General features: G+C 34.7%; 15 protein-coding genes. 8 read left to right on the top strand and 7 right to left on the bottom strand.

Features of this window, described 5'->3' with window-relative positions:
* Positions 1–254 precede the first annotated feature (254 nt).
* The 5 genes from ACHZAX_RS19860 to ACHZAX_RS19840 all read left to right on the top strand — a co-directional run bounded on the left by ACHZAX_RS19860 (position 255) and on the right by ACHZAX_RS19840 (position 7790).
* The gene (locus tag ACHZAX_RS19860) at positions 255–863 is read left to right on the top strand and encodes a TetR/AcrR family transcriptional regulator (RefSeq protein WP_101311168.1); all 609 of its coding nucleotides are present in this window, start codon (positions 255–257) and stop codon (positions 861–863) included.
* Positions 864–867: 4 nt separating this feature from the next.
* The gene (locus ACHZAX_RS19855) at positions 868–2214 is read left to right on the top strand and encodes a TolC family protein (RefSeq protein WP_320020286.1); all 1347 of its coding nucleotides are present in this window, start codon (positions 868–870) and stop codon (positions 2212–2214) included.
* Between the two features lie 29 nt (positions 2215–2243).
* Positions 2244–3365, top strand: a complete 1122-nt coding sequence (locus ACHZAX_RS19850) for an efflux RND transporter periplasmic adaptor subunit (RefSeq protein WP_320020285.1) — start codon at positions 2244–2246, stop codon at positions 3363–3365.
* An 11-nt stretch (positions 3366–3376) separates the two neighbouring features.
* Positions 3377–6814, top strand: coding sequence for an efflux RND transporter permease subunit (locus ACHZAX_RS19845; protein ID WP_320020284.1), 3438 nt, complete (start codon positions 3377–3379; stop codon positions 6812–6814).
* A 385-nt stretch (positions 6815–7199) separates the two neighbouring features.
* Positions 7200–7790 (top strand): hypothetical protein, encoded by a 591-nt coding sequence (locus ACHZAX_RS19840; RefSeq protein ID WP_320020283.1) that lies wholly within the window; start codon positions 7200–7202, stop codon positions 7788–7790.
* A gap of 28 nt (positions 7791–7818) precedes the next feature.
* On the opposite strand, the gene ACHZAX_RS19835 is transcribed toward ACHZAX_RS19840, so the two are convergent.
* The 4 genes from ACHZAX_RS19835 to ACHZAX_RS19820 form a co-directional block, all read right to left on the bottom strand.
* Positions 7819–9231, bottom strand: coding sequence for a glycoside hydrolase family 16 protein (locus ACHZAX_RS19835; protein ID WP_320020282.1), 1413 nt, complete (start codon positions 9229–9231; stop codon positions 7819–7821).
* A gap of 104 nt (positions 9232–9335) precedes the next feature.
* On the bottom strand, positions 9336–10118 hold the full coding sequence (locus tag ACHZAX_RS19830) for an energy transducer TonB family protein (protein ID WP_320020281.1): 783 nt from the start codon (positions 10116–10118) through the stop codon (positions 9336–9338).
* Between the two features lie 202 nt (positions 10119–10320).
* A complete protein-coding gene (locus ACHZAX_RS19825) occupies positions 10321–10788 on the bottom strand; it encodes a toxin-antitoxin system YwqK family antitoxin (RefSeq protein WP_101311161.1) in 468 nt (155 codons plus the stop codon).
* Positions 10789–10797: 9 nt separating this feature from the next.
* Positions 10798–11169, bottom strand: coding sequence for a carboxypeptidase-like regulatory domain-containing protein (locus ACHZAX_RS19820; protein WP_180327377.1), 372 nt, complete (start codon positions 11167–11169; stop codon positions 10798–10800).
* A 217-nt stretch (positions 11170–11386) separates the two neighbouring features.
* On the opposite strand from ACHZAX_RS19820, the gene ACHZAX_RS19815 reads away from it, so the two are divergent.
* On the top strand, positions 11387–12091 hold the full coding sequence (locus ACHZAX_RS19815) for a ComF family protein (protein ID WP_320020280.1): 705 nt from the start codon (positions 11387–11389) through the stop codon (positions 12089–12091).
* On the opposite strand, the gene ACHZAX_RS19810 is transcribed toward ACHZAX_RS19815, so the two are convergent.
* Positions 12088–12792, bottom strand: coding sequence for a response regulator transcription factor (locus ACHZAX_RS19810; protein ID WP_101311158.1), 705 nt, complete (start codon positions 12790–12792; stop codon positions 12088–12090). The genes ACHZAX_RS19815 and ACHZAX_RS19810 overlap by 4 nt on opposite strands.
* 25 nt (positions 12793–12817) lie before the next feature.
* A complete protein-coding gene (locus ACHZAX_RS19805; protein WP_320020279.1) occupies positions 12818–13855 on the bottom strand; it encodes a sensor histidine kinase in 1038 nt (345 codons plus the stop codon).
* Between the two features lie 710 nt (positions 13856–14565).
* Between ACHZAX_RS19805 and ACHZAX_RS19800 the strand changes: the two genes are divergently transcribed.
* Positions 14566–17292, top strand: coding sequence for a TonB-dependent receptor (locus tag ACHZAX_RS19800; RefSeq protein ID WP_320020278.1), 2727 nt, complete (start codon positions 14566–14568; stop codon positions 17290–17292).
* A 37-nt stretch (positions 17293–17329) separates the two neighbouring features.
* Positions 17330–19489, top strand: coding sequence for a hypothetical protein (locus ACHZAX_RS19795; protein ID WP_320020277.1), 2160 nt, complete (start codon positions 17330–17332; stop codon positions 19487–19489).
* Positions 19490–20046: 557 nt separating this feature from the next.
* Here the strand turns inward: ACHZAX_RS19795 and ACHZAX_RS19790 are convergent.
* On the bottom strand, positions 20047–20436 hold the full coding sequence (locus ACHZAX_RS19790) for a rhodanese-like domain-containing protein (protein ID WP_320020276.1): 390 nt from the start codon (positions 20434–20436) through the stop codon (positions 20047–20049).
* Positions 20437–20468: the final 32 nt, after the last annotated feature.

Below are 20468 nucleotides of genomic sequence, written 5' to 3'. Positions count from 1 at the left end.
CACGTTTTAGTATTTAGTTCACAAATACAAAGAGTCCTTCCTGTAAAATAGCTTGTCTCAATCCTTTTACCGATAAAATATGAAGAGTTACCTAATAAGTTGATCTGAAATAAAACAAGATCTATATTTTTATTGTTGCAATATTAAACCTATAGAATTAAAATGACTTTAGTGTTAACAAGATTTAATCATCAAAAGGAAACTTTTAATACAAAGATAGTTTCCAGAGTTCTTTATTGATTTATATTTGCTGCATGAATGAGCAAAAAATAAATATCATTACTGCCAGCTGGACATTATTTTTCCAATATGGTATAAAAAGCATAAGTATGGATGACATTGCTTCAAAAATGGGCATGTCTAAAAAAACATTGTACAATTATTTCACCAACAAAAATGAATTAATAAATGAAGCCTGCGAATGGGATATTAAGAATCCTCAGTTTTCCTTTAAATCTGATCAAATAATCAATTTAAACGCACTCGACCAGTATTTTGAGTTTTTTAGTTTTATTAACGAAAAAATTCTTAAAAAATGTGATTCTCTGGACTATGATCTAAAAAAATACTACCCGGAGATTTGGAATAATTTTAAAGATGAAAAGATTAAACTATTTCAACGAGAATTACTTTATAATCTGCAAAAGGGAATTGACGAAGGCTTATACCGACCGGAATTAAATATTGATTTCATTAGTAAGAATTTGGTTGGGTTCTACTTGAATCTTGGTACAACCGAATATCAGGTTTTTTCAATGGAAGAAGTATTTAATATTGATATCCACCGAGAATTGACACTCTATCATCTTTATGGTATTTGTACAAATAAAGGAATTGAATATTTTAAAAATAAATTTAAATAATACAATGAAAAACATCCTACCAGCATTAATGGTGATTTTTATTGGACTCGGTACTCCCGCAAAAGCACAAACTGAATCCAACTTAAAACTTACCTTAGCCGAAGCACAACAGTATGCTTTGGAGAATTCGTACTCGGTAAAAGCAACCGAATATGATTTACAAGTGGCCAGAAAAAAGGTTTGGGAAACAATTGCAGATGGTTTGCCTCAAATTGACGCAGCACTTGATTACAACAATAATCTAAATTTATCAGTTTCCTTACTTCCTTCTGAATTTTTTGGAGGCACACCAGGAACTTATACTCCAATTAAATTTGGTCAGCGATATACCAGCTCTGCTTCAGTTAGTGTTAGTCAGAAAATTTTCGACGGATCTTACATTGTTGGAACCATGGCTGCCAAAGTTTTTGTACAACTTTCTCAGAATCAAAAAGAGAAATCAGAAATTGAGATTAAAAATACTGTGTCTCAAGCCTACTTTACCGTTTTGGTTGCCGAAGAAAATTACAAAACCGTTCAGGAAAATCTCGAAATTAATCAGAAACTCCTAACCGAAACTGATGCGTATCACCAAAATGGTTTTAGAGAAGAATTGGATGTAGATCAAATTCGCCTGATGCTCAATACAAATAAAAATCAATTAGCAGATGCCAAAAGAGCTATTCAAACCTCCCTAATTATATTAAAATTTGGCTTAGGGATCGAAATTGATGAAAAAATTGAGTTGACCAATAGCCTGGAAGAACTGGTTGATCCTATTAGAACAGAATCGCCTGTAATTTCGAATTTTAATATGTCTGATCATATTGATTTCAGAATTATTGAAACCCAATTAAAAGCGCAGGAATTGATTATAAAAAATGAAAAAGCGGCTTATTTACCAACTATTTCGGCCTTTTACAACTATGGTAAAAACACCAGTTCAGATTATACCAATGTATTCAGAACTGATGTTCCCTGGTTTAAATCATCAGTTCTTGGATTTCAATTAAAAATGCCGATTTTTTCGGCAGGCCAAAAGCGTTCAAAAATTAAGCAAGAGAAAATCAATTTTATGAAGCTGGAAAATCAACAGGAAATGACTCAACAAAATCTTAAAATGGATGTAAATCTATCCTTTACCAACTTGTTGAATGCTCAGGAAAAATACGAAAATGATATCGAAGGCTTAAAAATCGCCAAACGAATTTTCGATAGAACCCAAATCAAGTTTAAGGAAGGAATATCTACAAGTACAGAATTATCTGAAAATGAAAAACAGTACCTGGATTCGCATTCCGCATATATTAATTCAACACTCTCGCTTTTAAATTCGAAAATTGCCTTTGAAAAAGCCTTGGGTAAATTGTAATACTAACATCCTACAAAAAACATTATAAAATGAAGAACTTACTTATAGCCTGTATTATTCCATTACTTTTTGCCTGTTCTGCAAAGAACTCGGAAAAAAATGAGAACAAATCTGAACAATTAAAACAGTATAAATCAGAACTTTCTATTTTGAAAACCAAAATAGCAGATTTAGAAAATGAAATTCGAAGTACAAATAACGAAGAAGAAACGATAAATGTGATTGTTGAAAAATTAGCGACATCAAAATTTGAACATTATATACAAGTAACCGGTAATGTGGAAGCCGATAAAAACATAACGATAACTCCGGAAACTGCCGGGAATATTATTTCTGTTGATGTAAGTGAAGGGCAGCATGTGAACAAAGGTGATATTTTAGGAAAATTGAATACATCTCAAATTCAGCAACAAATTGACGAAGTAAAAACCAATCTTGCACTAAACACAACAATCTTTGAAAGACAGGAGCGTTTATGGAACCAAAAGATTGGTTCTGAAATAGAATACTTGCAGGCCAAAGCGGATAAAGAAGGATTCGAACGCAAACTGGAAGGTTTGGAAGCTCAAAAAGATATGGCAATTATTATGGCTCCCTTTAGTGGTATTGTTGATGAAATACATCAGAAAAAAGGCGAATTGGCAGGACCTTCTATTCCATTTGCTCAATTGGTTAATATTGATAAAGTCTATGTTGAAGGTGATGTGTCTGAATCATTCTTAAATTTTATTAAAGCAGGAGAAGCTGTAGAACTGGATTTTCCGGCTATTAATTACCAGACCAATGCAAATATCTACCGCACATCAAATGTAATTGATCCTGCAAACAGAAGTTTTAAAATTCGAATTAACCTTAACAATCCAAAACACATGATCAAGCCAAATTTGATTTCGGTAATGAAAATCAAAGATTATGAAGTTCAGGATGCCATGGTTGTTCCTTCAATCATTATTAAAAAAGATTTTGAAGGAAACTACCTTTACATAGCTAAAAAAGAGGGGAAAAACCTTGTGGCCAGAAAAACATATGTAACTGTTTCCAAAACCTACAACAATGTTTCGATGATTGATTCTGGTCTTTCGCTAGGTGACCAAATTATAACAGATGGGTTTTCTCAAGTTGTGAACGGATCGCTGATTAGCACCAAATAATTTCAAATAAAATGGATAAAATCAAAGATACAAGCTCTGCCGAAGAAAATCAAAGGCAGTTTAAACCAACATTCGGAGCATTAAAGAATAAGAATTCCATTTTTATTCTAACTGCAATTCTCTGCATGTTTGGTTGGTTTTCGTACCAAAGTATGCCTCGGGAATATTTTCCTGAAGTAGTGATTCCGAACATTTTAATTTCAACTCCTTATCCGGGAAACTCTCCGGTTGATATCGAGAATCTGATAACCAGACCCATCGAAAAGGAGTTAAAATCCTTAAAAGGAGTTAAGAAAATGTCTTCAGCCTCCTATCAGGATATGAGTTTGATTGTTGTTGAGTTTAACACTGATGTAGATGTAAAACAAGCTCTTCAGGATACAAAAGACAAAGTAGACAAATCTTTAAGTGAATTGCCTGATGATTTGGATACGGATCCAATTGTTGAAGACATAGATTTTGCTGATTTTCCAATCCTAAACATTAACCTTTCGGGCGATTTTGGATTGAACGAATTAAAACAATTTGCAGAAGATCTTCAAGATAAGTTTGAAGCCTTACCTGAAGTCTCTGAGGCTGATATTAAAGGGGTTGATGAAAGAGAGATTAAGATCAATGCCGATTTGCACAAAATGGAAGCAAACGGTGTTTCCTTTCAAGATATTGAGACTGCCATTGGCGATGAAAATGTTACAGTGAGTGCAGGTACATTAATCACTGATAATACCCGGCGAAGCATTCGAACCAGTGCTGATTACACCAACATGCAGCAAATCGAAAATACCATTGTAAAAGTTACCAATGGTAAAGTGGTTTATCTTAAGGATGTTGCCGAAATTGAAGATGGATATGAAGAACTTTCTTCCATTTCAAGATTAAATAACAATCCCGTAGTTTCCCTCTCAATTTCTAAAAAATCCGGTGAAAACCTTTTGGCTGCAACCGATGAAATCTATAAAATTATCTCGAAAGAGAAAGAGTTGGGGAATTTGCCACGAGGATTGCTGGTAACGGTTACCGATGATACATCTGAAGATGTTCGTGGTCAGGTAAGCGACCTTGAAAATTCCATTATTATGGGAATGTTATTGGTTATCCTGATTCTTTATTTATTTATGGGATTGCGCAACGCACTCTTCTCAGGTTTAGCAATTCCTATGTCGATGTTTATCTCGTTTATTATTCTCAATCAAATGGGATACACGGTAAATCAGATGATTCTGTTTTCATTGATTTTGGCATTGGGAATGCTTGTTGATAATGCAATTGTTGTGGTCGAAAACGTATATCGTCTGCATGAAGAAGGCCTTTCGAAACTAGAAGCAACCAAACAAGGAGTGAGTGAAATTGCAGGACCGATTATTTCATCAACAGCAACAACCCTTGCCGCCTTTTTCCCATTATTGCTTTGGGGGGGAATCATGGGTGAGTTTATGAAATACCTGCCTATTACCTTAATCATCGTACTATCTTCATCGCTGTTTGTAGCATTAATTCTAAATCCTGTATTTACGGCTAGTTTTGTAAAAATCGATAATATTTCGAAAAAGATTGACGCAAAAAAGTACCTTATTATTTCAGGATCTTTCCTAATTGCCTCACTTCCATTCTACGTATCCAAAGCATTTGGAATGCTCGATACTTATATCATGGCGAATCTTTTGGCATGCATGGGCTTACTAATCGTAACAAATCTAGTGGTGCTAAAACCTTTTGCACGTTGGTTTCAGTTAAAATTTCTTGTTGTACTCGAAAACTCGTATGAAAGAACCCTGAGGTATGCACTTAAAGGTATTCGTCCCTTACTTTTCTTTCTTGGAACTTTTGTTTTAATGATTGTATCCATCATGTTTTATTTTGGAACCAAGCCTTTAGTCGTTTTCTTTCCGGATAACGATCCCAAGTCTGTTTACGTTACCATGGAACTTCCATTGGGAACTGATATTCACAAATCGAACGAAATTTCAGTTGAGGTTGAGAAAATTGTAAAGAAAACAATGGAACCCTATAAAGATATCATTCGTTCCATTTCAACCAATGTAGGTTCAGGTAAAGGCGGCATGTTTGAAGGTTCCCGTTCAGCAAATAAATCATTAACAAGTATTTCGTTTGTTGAATACAAACAAAGAGGTGGAGTTAGTACTTCCGAATTAATGAAGAAACTAACTGCAAATTTTAAAGGTTTTGTCGGTGCTAAAATATTTGTAGAAAAAAATTCTGAAGGTCCCCCTGTTGGACATCCAATCAATATTGAGGTTTCAGGTGATGATTTTGAACAATTACTAATTCAGGCAAATCGTATCAAACAGAAACTGGATGACGAAAGAATTGCCGGTATTGAAGAATTGAAACTCGATCTGGATCAGGGAAAACCAGAAATGCTGATTAATATCGATCGGGACAAGGTGAGACGCTTTGGTTTATCAACTAATCAGGTAGCACGTGCACTCCGTAATTCCTTATATGGTCTGGAAGTATCCAAATTTAAAGATGGCGAAGATGAATATGACATTATGCTCCGTCTGGCAGATAAATACCGATATGACGTTCCCTCTCTTATGAACCAGAAAATTAATGTAATGAGTCCGGTAAGTAACCAAATGGTTCAGATTCCAATATCGGCTGTTACAAGCTACAACTATGGTTCAACTTATGAAAGAATTAATCGAATTGATAACACACGTGTTGTTACAATTTACTCGAACGTAGAAGAAGGGTTTAATGCCAATGAAATAAATGCTAAAATAAGGGAAGTTTTAGCCGATTCCGAAATGCCAAAAGGATACACTCACAAGTTAACCGGAGAACAAGAAGAACAGGATGAAACATCAGCATTTTTAACTCAGGCTTTATTAATTGCCCTTGCTTTAATTACCCTGATACTGGTTACGCAATTTAATTCAGCAGTAAAACCGTTAATTATAATGATTACCGTACTATTTAGTACTATCGGTGTATTTCTTGGTTTAGGTATTTTTAACATGCCATTCGTTATTTTAATGACGGGAATCGGTATTATTTCATTGGCCGGAATTGTTGTAAACAACGGAATTGTGCTTGTTGATTACATTGACTTGCTGCGAAAACGCAAAATAGAGACCATTGACAAAAGCCAACGCAAATATTTGACTTCTGCCGAAGAAGTTGATTGTATCGCAAAAGCAGGTAAAACCAGATTACGTCCGGTCATGCTAACAGCAATCACAACGGTTCTTGGTCTGTTCCCTCTTGCCGTAGGTATGAATTTCGATTTCTTTACTTTGTTTAGTGAATTCGATCCGCAATTATCATTCGGCAGCGATAGTACTGCATTTTGGGGACCTATGTCGTGGACTGTTATTTTCGGACTTAGTTTTGCAACTTTTTTAACACTAATTATTGCGCCGGTCATGTTCCGCCTTTCAACTCAAATTGAACATCGTTTATACGATATGTTTTCTAAAAAATAGTTTATTTTATTCATCCAATTAAAGCTGGCCAAAGGGTCAGCTTTTTTTTTATAAAATATCATATGCTCGTACTGTTTAATTGAAGATAACTAATATTTCATTTATGCATCAAAATCAAGATTGAATAACCAAAAGAAAATGATACAAATTACGACCTGTAAACATAATCTGAAAAGGTCTGATTCTATTGATTTTACTGAGAAATTTATAAAAACTTAAAATCATTTTTTAGTCTCGGAAAACAGTCTGTTTGTCCAACAAAAACATGGATAAATAAAAACGGACATTCTTGTTTTGTGTAAGAACATAATAATTCGTAAATTTTTCATTACAAACTTGTTACAGACATTCGACTATAGTAACCATCTTTATAATAATACTACTCATGGAAATCACTTCAATGATATTACAGATTTTAAGCTTGGCGGCACTCGCTTTCTTAATTTCCTTTTTAATCCAGGAAAGGAGAAATACCACAAGGGATTCTGGTGAGATTGAAATAAAAAATGAATTGAGCGAATCTCTTACTTCAGCAAATAATTCTAACGAAAAACGCGAGGAATTTCTAAGGATTAATGCATTTTTCATGAAGATATTGTGCGAAAAGAAAAGTAAAAGTAATTTTAAAAAACTACAGAAAGAATTTTTAGAATTAGGAACTAAATTGTATTATTTAGCTTCAGAACGAACCATCAAGAAATTTTTGGAATTTAAATCTTTAAGTTCATTTGTTGAAGGGACTGTTCACGAACACAAAATAGCCTTATTATGGTTTGCCGAGTTTAATTTGTTGCTAAGAAGTGATCTGGGTCTTGAAACATCTCCTGAACTAATTAAAGACTACCTTAATATCGTCCTTACCTATTGGGATGAAGAAGAAATGGAAAAAGAAGAATTGGATGATCTGAAATCTCAACTTGCCGATTCAATAGATAACTACTTTAGTGTATTTAATGTCGGAACATCATTAAATTAAAAAAGTGCCCGCAACCGGGGCACTTTTTTTATTCCTTTATTTTGTAGCATCGTACCCAATCTATTTCGAGGGAAGCATTTACGTTTGCCTGTTCTTTTGTAATACCCATACTAAAATTTAAATACATTGGGTCTTGCGGAACACCTTCGGTCTGAGTTTTTACCACTACATCGTTTATTTTCCAAACCAATTCATTTTTATTCCAATCCAAGGTGTAAATAAAATAACCTTTTGAAAGGTCAATTCCCTTTATTTTAAAATGTTTTGAATGAATTTGATTTTCACTCCCCCAATAGTTTCCTATCAACAATTTTCCATCACCGGAAGTCTTTAAAACATCTATATGGGGAGAATTTTTATCAGCAACCATCCAGAATGAATGCATAACCTGATTTGGGTTTGTAAGCTTTATTTTGGCTTCGAAACGACCGTATTTTTGGCGAAATGATTTTCCGGTATTGATAATTGCAGATGTGTAATCAAATTCTGTAGGCACAAAACCCATTGTTGGCTTCCACAACAAACCTTCATGTTTTTCTTTTCGCGCCTGCAGCAGAATTGAAGAAGCCGAGTGATCTATATTTTTACCTTCGGTGAAAGTGTGTAAATCTGAATTTAAACTATATCCCTTATTCAGCAGTTCCTCACCCCAAAAATATTTATTGATCCATTTCTCTTCATCCAATTGTTTGGAATCAAATTCTTCAGAAAAGCTAAGTTCCCATTTGTTTAATTCTCCAAAAGGATTTTTATTTTTAAGCTCAAAGTACTTTTTATATCTGTCGGATTCTTTCAGAGCCAGATATTCCTGAAACTTCTTATAATCATCGGTCTTTTCGAATCTCTTTTTATCCAGCAAATCAGCTTTTTCTTCCCGGAATTCCTCAGAACTAATCTTTTCCTCTAATTTCAAATACTCTGCCAGTTCTTTCGAATCCTCAAGCTCTTTATAAATTTTATAGGATTTCGATTTTTCAAACTTAAAAAACTCTTTAATATGCTGAGAACTTTTCATCAGCTTAAACTCCTTCAATTCTTCTAATTGTTCTTTCTTATTAAAATTTGCAGAGTGAACAATAGAATCCAATTCCTTGAATCGCGAAATTTCATCTGATACTTTGGTTAGTTCAAAAGTAGATAATTCATTAGAACCTTTTAATCGAAAATAAGTCTTGAATTTTTTAGATCGCTGAAAACGTTTAAAATCCTTTTCATCCTTAAAAAGATCACTCTTTTTATAGCACTTACTTTCAATTGTTTTTCTGTTTGATTTGAATTTCTCAGACTGAATATAGGCTTCCAAATCATAATAATCTTTCAATTCTTCCGAAACAGAAAAAGATTTAAAGTCTTCAAAGTCTTTTCTAAGAGTATCTCTATTATTTTCAATATCAAGAGTATCAGAAGCTTTGCGAAGTTTGTATGCTAAAAAAAAGCTCATAGCGAAATTATTTTTTTTAATAAAATGAGTTTCCAATTTATATATTATTGCTTAATAATCAAGAATATATTTTCATGCTGTATCAGCAAACCAATACAACAGTTTTATTGCTTTACAAATTGGTAGGTAATTGTACCAATTTGTTGCTGAGGACTACTAGTACTGATGTTAAATCTGGTTTTTCGGGAAGCTTGTAATGCTGCGTCAAATAAACAATCATCCTGCACTCCTGATTCCTGTTCCAAAATTTTGGATTGTATCACTCTTCCTGCCTGATTAACAGCAATCTGAACAACAACCAAGCCTTCGCCTTCGCATTTAAATACCGGAATAGGCAAATAGATTTTATGTCGGCCCTCCAAACTGTAATAAACGCTGCTTGGACCACTGTACTCAATACTTTCCAAAGAATCTAAAAGCTTCTGTTTTTCTTTTGCCTCGGCATCGGTCAAACTATCCTTTTTAAACTCTTTTAAGTCCCCTGAACTACCTGCAGCATCGTCAGAACCATAATCATCCAAGTCCTTTCGAATCTCTTCAATCATTTTATCGACGTTTCGTTTCGGATCCGTTTTCGATTTTGCAACGTTTTGGTTTACGGCGATTGACCGAAGAAGTTCGTCTACGCTTTTAGAGATTTCAGATTTTTTTTCTTCGAGGGCTTCTTCAATTTTTTCCTTCTCTTCTTTAAGGAACTGTTCGGCCACTTCGGGAGGAATATCAATTAAAATTTCCGATTCTAAAAATTCTCTCTTCGTATTCAGTTTAAAAGCCAGAAGCAGTATAATCAAAAGCATATGAAAAGCGAGTGTGCCCATTACACCATATTTATTCCTTCTCAAAAAACCAACAAATTCAGAATAAAGAAAACTGAAAAATTGAACCATCTGGTTTTTAACATTTATTACTATTTGGAAAAAGGAATTCATTAAATTTTATTCTATTTCAGATTACCATTGTTATAGTTTAACGCTTCTATTGCAAAATTATTAACAATTTTCATGTATTCATTACAAACAATTAGAATAAACGAAAAAAGCCGCTTAATTTTCATTAAGCGACTCCAGAGAACTATTATTGTTGAATTTACTAAAACTTGCGTTCTTTTAGAAGATTTCCATTTTCATCCCAAATATACCAGGTTCCAACTTTCTCACCCTCACTATATTCCATCTCGTATCTTTTAACACCATTATCATCCCAGATATACCATTTCCCGTGTTTTTTATTCCGTTTATAAGTTGCTTCCGCAATTTTTACAGAATTATCGTTCCAGGTAATCCAGGTACCATCCATTAGTCCGTCCGAATAAGAACGAACCTCCTGAATTTTTTCATTTTCGAAGTAAAGCGTAATTTTTCCATTTCGCTTTCCCTCCACTAAATTCATTTCTATTCGTTTGTTACCGCTTTCGTAAAATTCGGTATATGTTCCCGTATACAGATCTCCGGTGGTATTGTAATACAATCCTTCAACTTCCTTAATCACCTGGGAAATGGAGTGATTTGTAATCAGACAAAATAGAATGCCTAAAACAATTGGTAATTTTCTACTCATCTATAAAAATTAATCCTTTTTAAGAACCAGGCGAATAACATTATTTACACCATTCACATTTACATCCTTTAATTTATTATCACTATACGAAATGTAACTTGATAAAATGTTGTAATTTCCCGGAACTATATTGGCAATTTTAAAATTCCCGTCAAAATCTGTGTAAACTGTTTCATTTGATCCTTCGAAACGGATAGCAACTCCTGTTAATGCTTCACCAGTTTCATTATCCAAAACAACACCAGTTAAACTTGTTGTTGTCATTGTTGCCATTTCGGCAACTTCCATTTCTTTATCGCCCACAGGCGTAACTACATTTACAGCTTGACTTTCAAGACCTAAAACAAGTAGTGCAACAAAAAGGAATACTAATTTTTTCATTTTTTTTGATTTCAGTTTAAGAAGAACATTCAATCCTCAAATATTTTTTTAATTAACTTAATTTTCTTATTTTAGAAGGTAATTACTAACTATTTTATTTACCATTCTTTTCACAACAAATATAGCTCAGTATAATCTGAAAGAGATTAGAATAAACTTATCAAACCATTAAGTAAGAGTTAAATTTTTATTGAGAAATTATTACAACCCAAGCAACATGACATTAAAACTTTCTATATCAACATGGTTTAATGATTTCCTCAATTTGTTTTACCCCAGACTGTGCGAGGCCTGCGGTAGTTATCTTTTTAAAAATGAAACAACAATATGTACCAGGTGTTTATTTCATTTACCCAAGACTGATTTTCATCTGAATAAAAACAATCCTGTCTCGATATTGTTTTGGGGTAGAGTAAATATTAATTATGCCGCTTCGTATTATACATTTAGCAAAGGGAGTCAGTTTCAGAAGTTAATTCACAAATTGAAATATCACAATAAACAAGAAATTGGAATAGCATTGGGAAAACACTTTGGTGAAAGCCTAAAAAATTCTGAATTTTTTAAAGATATTGATGTTATTATTCCTGTTCCACTGCATCCAAAAAAAGAAAAAATAAGAGGATACAATCAAGCAGAATTGGTAGCTCTTGGTCTTGGAAAATCTATGTTGAAACCTATTGATTCAAAAAATTTAATCCGAAAGATTCATACCGAATCACAAACTAAAAAGAACAAATTAGAACGATGGCAAAATGTGGATAACATCTTTGAGTTGATAGAGCCATCGAATCTAATTAACAAGCACATTTTATTGGTTGATGATGTAGTAACCACAGGATCAACCCTTGAGGCGTGCGCTCATGCCCTATTAAAAGCCGAGGGTGCAAAAGTTAGTATCGCCACCCTGGCATATGCCTAATCTACATCAACAAATTTATATCCTACTCCTTTAATTGTTTGAATAAAACGATCGCCAATTTTTTCACGCAGTTTTCGAATATGTACATCTATTGTACGATCTCCTACAATAATTTTTTCGCCCCAAATGGCCGCATAAATATCATCGCGGGTAAATACTTTTTCCGGACGCGATACCAACAATAATAACAACTCAAATTCTTTTCTTGGCAATGAGAACTCATTTCCATTTTGAATAATTAGATAACGCTCCCTGTCAATCGATAAATTCCCAATCGTAATTAATCGCGTTGATGGATTCGAAGTATCATCAGAAATTCGTCCTGATCTTTTTAGAAGAGCATTTACCCGGCTTATAAATACCTTTGGTTTAATTGGTTTATTGATATAGTCATCAGCTCCTGCTTCAAAACCTGCAATTTGAGAATAATCTTCTCCACGTGCAGTTAAGAAAGAAATCAACACATCTTGAAAATCGGGTATCGAACGGATTTTTTCGCATGTTTCGATTCCGTCCATTTCCGGCATCATCACATCTAAAATAATTAAATGGGGATGAAATTTTTTAGCTTTGTCAATGGCTTCAACGCCATTTCCAGCTGTAGCAACCTGAAAACCTTCTTTTTTCAGATTATAACTCAAAAACTCAAGAATATCAGATTCATCGTCAACCAATAAAATCTTGTAATTACTGCTTTCCATTATACTTTTGGTTATTTAGTTTTATTTATTTTGCTTTATCCAGTGTAAACGTAAAACTTGCACCTTCACCGTACGTGCTGCTAACATTTATTGTTTGCTTATGAGCATCAATAATGTGTTTGACAATCGCAAGTCCTAATCCAGAACCACCCATATTTCGGGACCGGCTTTTATCTACTCTAAAAAAACGTTCAAAAATCCGGGGAAGATTATCGGGCTCAATTCCGATACCATTATCCCGAATTTCAATCAGAAACGTTTTATCCATACTCATTACTTCAATATGAGTAGTTCCTTTGTTTTTTCCATATTTAATAGAATTAACAAGCAGATTATTTACAACCTGGAAAATTTCCTTTTTATCTGCATACACAAATTTAGAACTATCATTCTCTTGTGCAAAAACGAGCTTTATATTATTCTTTTTAGCTCTAATTTCCTGCATCTCCAGCACCTCATTTATTAAATCGATAATATTAAACCGCTCAAAACACAATTTTAATTCTCCTGATTCCAGTTTTGAAATAACTTCCAGATCCTTAACAATTGTAATCATACGATTGATACTTTTCTCGGTTCGCTCCAAATACATTCTGTTTATGGATTGATCTTCCAGACCTCCATCCAACAAGGTAAGAACATAACCTTGAATATTAAAGATAGGTGTCTTAAGCTCATGAGAGACGTTACCAATAAATTCTTTTCGGTATTTCTCTTGTTTTTTTAATTGTGAAACCAGCGATCCCCTGTTTTCGCTCCATTCCATCACTTCCATTTCCACGGCATGCAAAGCATCAGTATTTTGAACTTTTTCAGCTAAATCCTTATCAATTAACTGAGTATCATGAATTGTTTTATAAAGTATTCTGATTTTAGAATATAAAAATCGATCAACAAGATACTTTGCCATGAAATAAACCAGCAAACCTGTTATAATTGTAAATATAATCAGATACAACAAATTAAAGGGTAAAAAATAGGTGAGCCCGTATAGTAATATGCTTAGCAATGCAGTAAATAAACTTAGATAGACTGTAACCTTTTTTGATGAAATCAATTTCATATGATTATAATATGTTTTTTAATTGCAATATAGCCTGTCCCGAATTTATCGGGAGAACTTGCCATGAACCAATAATTATCACCAGTGTTAAAATATCCTTGTTACGGACGTTTCATATATATTTTAAAACGCTGTTTCAAGTAAGTAAACCAACACTAACGACGTAAAATAAGGATTACTGAATCACTTCTTTTTCGATCAGCAAATATTTAAATAAAAGTAAGATAATAGTTGAAATCTATGTTAAGTTTTCATTAATCTTATTGTAGTTCAATCGTTTAAATATTAATAAAATCTTAATAATTAAGACATAAAAATAATTAGCCCCATAATTTAGTCATAAAAAAATGAAAAATATTTCGTGATAAATTTTCGATCATTTTTACACGAAAAAATAAATAAATCAAAAAAACTGTCTTAAAAAAATACTGTAATAATTTCGCAATTTCATTGTAATAATAACACAACAAATATAAATAACACACTAATTACATCTGACTTACCTACCGGCTCAATTATCAATGTAAATATCATCTTTACATTCACTTCACATTTGTTTTACAAACGAATCAATCCCTAACTTAAAATTAACACCAGTAGTTTAATTTGATAATTTTTACTTAAAACGTACTTATCATTCTAATCACAGTTCTTCCCTAACATCGCAATGTGATTAGAAAGTAAAAATGTATTGACTTATTTTTTAAAAAATGATTAAACAAGTAATCTTAGTTTTATTACTAAGCATTTCATCAATTAGTGTATATGCGCAAAAGGGAAGCGCAAAAGGAAATGTGAAGGATGGAAAAACCGGAGAAGCACTTACTGGTGCGTCCGTATATATAGAGGGCACCACCATTGGAACTGTAACCGATTTTGATGGAAATTATACACTGCCAAATATTCCTGCAGGTGTAGTAACCCTTAAGTGTTCTTTTATATCCTACGAAAGCTTATCGAAAGAAAACATCACTGTGAAAGTGGGAAATTCGGTTGTGGTTAATTTTGCGATGGGTGCTTCTTCAGTCGAACTGAATGATGTGGTCGTGATTGCTAAAGCCAACCGCGAATCGGAAATTATGTTGCTGGTGGAACAAAAAAACGCAGTTTTAGCAAACCAAGCCATCGGTGCGCAGGAAATTTCGCGTAAAGGTGCCGGCGATGCAGAAGCAGCAGTGACCAAAGTTTCGGGAATTGCTAAACAGGAAGGCGCTAAAAATGTTTTCGTGCGTGGCTTAGGCGACCGTTTCAACTTTACGACTTTAAATGGGTTCCCCATTACCTCAGAAGATCCTGAATATAAAAATATTTCACTCGATTTCTTTTCTTCTGATATTATTAAAGCGGTTGGTGTAAAAAAGGTTTTTAATTCAGAAAGTCAAGGTGATGCCACCGGGGCAATCATTGATATTTCATCAAAAGAATTAGTTGGTGCCAGTGAGTTCAACCTTGATGTTTCAGCAAAAGCAAACAGCCGGACTTTAACGGAAGATTTTTTTATTTCTGAAGGGGTAAGTGAACTGGGTTTTGGAGAAAACACAAGTAGCCCAACCGATCATGACAGTTACGCCTTTAAAAATTCATTGGATCCCTCGACCCAGAATTTTCAATTAGGGAAAAGTTTTGGATTTTCAGGTGGAAAACATTACGAAATCAATAATAACCCATTGAGTTTTTATGTAATAGGTACTTATTCAAACGACTATACTTATCACGATGGTAATACCCGTGAAACAACAACTAGCGGAAACATTTTCCGTGATCAGAAAACAGAAGAATACGTTCGGAAATCGTCCCATTTAGGAATGGCCAATGTCAACTACCAATTCGGCAAAAATTCACTGTCTTACAATTTAGTCGCTATTCATACTGCCAAGGAAGGCTTAAGAGATGATTACGGCAAAAATTCTGAAGTATTCCAGGAAGCTGTGGAAAACATGGGTTTAGTCAGACGTCAGCAAAACAACATCAACTTCCTGTTAGTCAACCAACTTGATTTCGAAAAGGAAATTAATAAACATTTATCAACAAATATTGGATTGGCATATAATCACACGAATGGCAAAGAACCGGACCGCAGGGTAAACTATCTGTCCTATGAAGGCGACAATATCATTTCTCCTTTACGTGGTTCAGGACGCCAGCACCGTTACTTCAACGAACTGAAAGAAGACGACCTGAATGTGATTGCCAAAGTAAAATACAAATTTTCAAAGGATGCTGATGATATTACATCGCTGGAAATAGGTTACAAGGGACGTTTTTTAAATGATGATTTCAAAGCAAACAGTTGGGACAACTCACGGACTCAATCAACATTGCCAAAATTAAACCTTGACGATTTTTCACTGAACTCAATTTTTAATCATGAAGAGTTTGCTGCGGGTCATTTCCAAAATGAGGAATATAATATTTCAACTTACAGCGTCGACAAAACAATCCATTCCATCTTTTCTGAATTGAACTATCAATTGACAATGGACTTCATTTTGAATGTTGGCCTAAAGACAGACATCATTAATCTGACTGTGGACTATGATGTCAATGATGGCTCAAAGAAGGATTCTCATTCACTGGATGAATTCTATCTTTTACCAAACCTGAATTTAAAATACAATTTAAATGAGCAGAATACATTACGCCTGGGAGCCAGCCGGACTTATACCTTGCCACAATCGAAAGAAATATCACCAATGTTATACGAAGGACCGCAATGGAGTTCTCAGGGTAATACCGACCTGAATCCGTCTGTAAATTACAACTTAGATTTAAAGTGGGATTTCTATCCTTCCAGCGGGGAACTGATTTCGGTGACTGCTTTCGGAAAATTCATCAAGGATCCTATTTCAAAGGTTCAAGTTAACAGCGCCGGCGGATTCTTATCATATGCCAATATTGCAGACAACGCAAAGCTTGCAGGTATTGAAATAGAAATGAGGAAAAATTTATTTTCAGCAACTAACCAGTCTGGCAACATTACAAACAAATTAAGTGCAGGGCTTAACTTCTCGTATTTGAATACCGACGTTAAAACCAAAAGCCAATCTGCGGGTGCGATCCCGCTTAATTTTACAGAACAAAATACCGAGCTTGAAGGTGCTTCACCTGAAATTGCAAACGGAGATTTGTCCTATAATTACCTCAAAGATGATTTTGAGTTCACTGCATCGATTGTAGCTAATTACGTTAGTGAACACATTTATTCCGTCGGGGTAAACGGATATAAGGATATCAATGAAGAGAGCCTAACTACTTTAGATTTTATTTCTTCAATTAAAATGAACAAACATTGGGGAATCAAGCTAAAAGCCAAAAACCTATTGGATCCCGAACACAAGCTATCTCGTGATCCAAGTGTTGAGGGAGCCAAAAAAATCGTACTTAGAAATTATAAAAAAGGCATTGACTTCAGTTTTGGGATTTCCTATCATTTTTAAACTCAATGAATATTAAAATAACTTTAAAATGAAAAAAATGAAAAAGATTTTATTCGCAATTTCTATTGTTGCGCTCCTTTTTACAGGATGTAGTGACGATGATGACAACAATGATCCGGTACCAGTTCTAGACAAAGAGCTAAGTGGACCTGTTGCAGGCAATGTAACATTGGATGCTTCTGTTACTTATTCGCTGATTGGAACATTAAGCGTTAAAGATGGCGCAACCCTGACAATCCCTGCCGGGACAACGATCAAAGCTAAAAAAGGTTTTGCCTCTTATGTTATTGTTGAACAAGGTGGTAAAATTATGGCTAAAGGTACTGCTGCCAAGCCAATCATCTTCACATCTGCTGAATCAAACCCAAAAGCAGGCGACTGGGGTGGTTTGATCCTGAACGGTAAGGCACCTATCTCCGGTGGAGGCACTGCAACTTGCGAAATGGATGCCTCAGTTGTTTACGGAGGTGATTTAAGCGATGACAACTCTGGTGTTTTAGAATTTGTAGAATTGTTATACACCGGAGCTCAAAACTCCGAAACTGTTGAGCACAATGGTTTGACCCTTGATGCTGTAGGCAGCGGAACAACTATCAACAACATTTATGTTTTAAAAAGTGCTGACGATGCAATCGAATTCTTTGGTGGTTCGGTAAATGTACAAAACCTGTTGGCTGTAAGCTGCGATGATGATTGTTTCGACGTAACTCAAGGCTGGAACGGTACTTTGGACAATGCTTATGGTATCTGGGAAAGTGATTATACCAGTACTGAAGCCGATCCACGCGGTATTGAAGCCGATGGTAATTTCGATGGTAACTACCCTGACAATGCAGGTCAATCGAACTTTACCATGAAAAACATTACCATTAAAAATGCTTCCAGCTTCGTAATGACAGATGGAATTAAAATCCGTCGCGGCGCAACTGCAACAATCAGTAATGCATTGCTCATTGGTGGAACTGCCAGCGATCTTATCGATATGACAGACTCTAAAGGCGATGGAACAACTACATCTTCAATCAGTTTAACTGTTGATAAAGCTGTTTATGCTTCTCATGAAATTCATACAAACGGTGCTTATCCAAATGTTGCAATTGAAAGCGGAAATACAGGTGCTTCTACGACTGCTTTTGCATGGACAGGTTATAACTTCCCATCAGAATCAACTGTTGAATTAAATGGTAGCATAGTAAACGAAATGACCTTAAATGCACTTTTTACTTACAACCTGACCGGAACTTTAAGTGTAAAAGACGGTGGTGTATTAAATATCCCTGCCGGAACAGTTATCAAAGCGAAAAAAGGTTTTGCCTCTTATGTTATTGTTGAGCAAGGTGGTAAAATCATGGCTAAAGGTACTGCCTCCGAGCCAATCATTTTCACATCTGAAGAAGCAAGCCCAAAAGCAGGAGACTGGGGTGGTTTGATCCTGAACGGTAAGGCACCTATCTCCGGTGGAGGCACTGCAACTTGCGAAATGGATGCCTCAGTTGTTTACGGAGGCGATGTAAGCGATGACAACTCTGGTGTTTTGGAATTTGTAGAATTGTTATACACCGGAGCCCAAAACTCTGAAACTGTTGAGCACAATGGTTTGACCCTTGATGCTGTAGGCAGCGGAACAACTATCAATAACATTTATGTTTACAAAAGTGCTGACGATGCAATCGAATTCTTTGGTGGTTCGGTAAATGTACAAAACCTGTTGGCTGTAAGCTGCGATGATGATTGTTTCGACGTAACTCAAGGCTGGAACGGTACTTTGGACAATGCTTATGGTATCTGGGAAAGTGATTATACCAGTACTGAAGCCGATCCACGCGGTATTGAAGCCGATGGTAACTTCGATGGTAACTACCCAGGCGATGCAGGACAATCTGACTTTACCATGAAAAACATTACCATTAAAAATGCTTCAGGTTTCGAAATGACAGATGGTATTAAAGTCCGTCGTGGTGCCACTGCAACAATTACCAATGCATTGATGATTGGTGGAACTACCGCTGATATCATTGACCTGACAGATGGCAAAGGTGATGGCAATACTTCTTCATCTATCAGCCTGACTGTTACTAATGTAACTAAATCAGGCAACGATATCAAAGCAAACGATACTTACACAAATGTGGTAATCGAAGCAGGAAATACAGGTGCTGATACTTCAGTACTGGGATGGACTGGATTCACTTTCTAATCCCGAATTATTAAGAATTTAATTAGAAAAGGCAGATCTTCAAGGGTCTGCCTTTTGTTTTGTTTCTATTTCTCTGTTTATAATGTTCCAGTTTTTTGAAAAACATCTCTAATTGCCAGATCTATCTCAGTCCAATCCTTCAAACCAAATCTGTTTGAATCAATTGCTGCAAAAATTCTTACAATTTAAAATTCGAATTGAACAATTGTTTGAGAAATGGTACCCAAACAATTTCAAAATTACAGACCTGACTCTGTCCTAACACTCAAACCAAATCTGTTTGAATCAATTGCTGCAGAAATTCTTACAAGCTAAATTTAGAATTGGATAATTGCTTAAGAAATGGTATCAAACAGTTTTAGAATCACAGACCTGACTCTGTCCTAACACTCAAACCAAATCTGTTTGAATCAATTGCTGCAAAAATTCTTACAATTTAAAATTCGAATTGAACAATTGTTTGAGAAATGGTACCAAAACAGTTTAAATTGGCAGATCCAACACAGTCCTGTTTATTCAAACCAAATTTGTTTGGAAGAATTGCTGCAGAAATAATATCAATTCTCAATTTCTTTTCCCTCCTGAAGCCAGGCATCCAGTCCTCCTTCCAGGGAACAAACAGATATTTTATACTTTTCGTAAATCATCTTCCCGGCATCAACACTTTGCTCTCCATACTTGCAATAAAGCAAGTATACTTTCGATGTTCCCAAAGAATCAATCAAGTGAAATAATTCTTCAGAATTTTGAGCTAAATGAGCACCTTTAATATGAGCTTTTTTGAATTCCTTCTTTGGTCTTACATCTATTAGTACAACGTCTGGATTTAACTGTAAAACCCTGTTAAAATGGTTTGGGCTCAAGACTTGAATTGAATCGTTTTGCGAATAAACATTTGAAATGCCTAATACAATAAACACAAGTAAAAAAGAAGTAATTGCTTTCATCCAAAATAGAATTGTAATTTATATATTCTTTA

The organism is Labilibaculum manganireducens (assembly GCF_963665805.2).
GTDB lineage: Bacteria > Bacteroidota > Bacteroidia > Bacteroidales > Marinifilaceae > Labilibaculum > Labilibaculum manganireducens.
Note: the sequence above shows the minus strand (reverse complement) of the source record. Positions and strands in the feature narration are given on the sequence as shown.

Coding starts and splice junctions, on each gene's coding strand:
- ACHZAX_RS19860 (WP_101311168.1), top strand. CDS start 255: ATGAATGAGCAAAAAATAAATATCATTACTGCCAGCTGGACATTATTT.
- ACHZAX_RS19855 (WP_320020286.1), top strand. CDS start 868: ATGAAAAACATCCTACCAGCATTAATGGTGATTTTTATTGGACTCGGT.
- ACHZAX_RS19850 (WP_320020285.1), top strand. CDS start 2,244: ATGAAGAACTTACTTATAGCCTGTATTATTCCATTACTTTTTGCCTGT.
- ACHZAX_RS19845 (WP_320020284.1), top strand. CDS start 3,377: ATGGATAAAATCAAAGATACAAGCTCTGCCGAAGAAAATCAAAGGCAG.
- ACHZAX_RS19840 (WP_320020283.1), top strand. CDS start 7,200: ATGGAAATCACTTCAATGATATTACAGATTTTAAGCTTGGCGGCACTC.
- ACHZAX_RS19835 (WP_320020282.1), bottom strand. CDS start 9,231: ATGAGCTTTTTTTTAGCATACAAACTTCGCAAAGCTTCTGATACTCTT.
- ACHZAX_RS19830 (WP_320020281.1), bottom strand. CDS start 10,118: ATGGTTCAATTTTTCAGTTTTCTTTATTCTGAATTTGTTGGTTTTTTG.
- ACHZAX_RS19825 (WP_101311161.1), bottom strand. CDS start 10,788: ATGAGTAGAAAATTACCAATTGTTTTAGGCATTCTATTTTGTCTGATT.
- ACHZAX_RS19820 (WP_180327377.1), bottom strand. CDS start 11,169: ATGAAAAAATTAGTATTCCTTTTTGTTGCACTACTTGTTTTAGGTCTT.
- ACHZAX_RS19815 (WP_320020280.1), top strand. CDS start 11,387: ATGACATTAAAACTTTCTATATCAACATGGTTTAATGATTTCCTCAAT.
- ACHZAX_RS19810 (WP_101311158.1), bottom strand. CDS start 12,792: ATGGAAAGCAGTAATTACAAGATTTTATTGGTTGACGATGAATCTGAT.
- ACHZAX_RS19805 (WP_320020279.1), bottom strand. CDS start 13,855: ATGAAATTGATTTCATCAAAAAAGGTTACAGTCTATCTAAGTTTATTT.
- ACHZAX_RS19800 (WP_320020278.1), top strand. CDS start 14,566: ATGATTAAACAAGTAATCTTAGTTTTATTACTAAGCATTTCATCAATT.
- ACHZAX_RS19795 (WP_320020277.1), top strand. CDS start 17,330: ATGAAAAAGATTTTATTCGCAATTTCTATTGTTGCGCTCCTTTTTACA.
- ACHZAX_RS19790 (WP_320020276.1), bottom strand. CDS start 20,436: ATGAAAGCAATTACTTCTTTTTTACTTGTGTTTATTGTATTAGGCATT.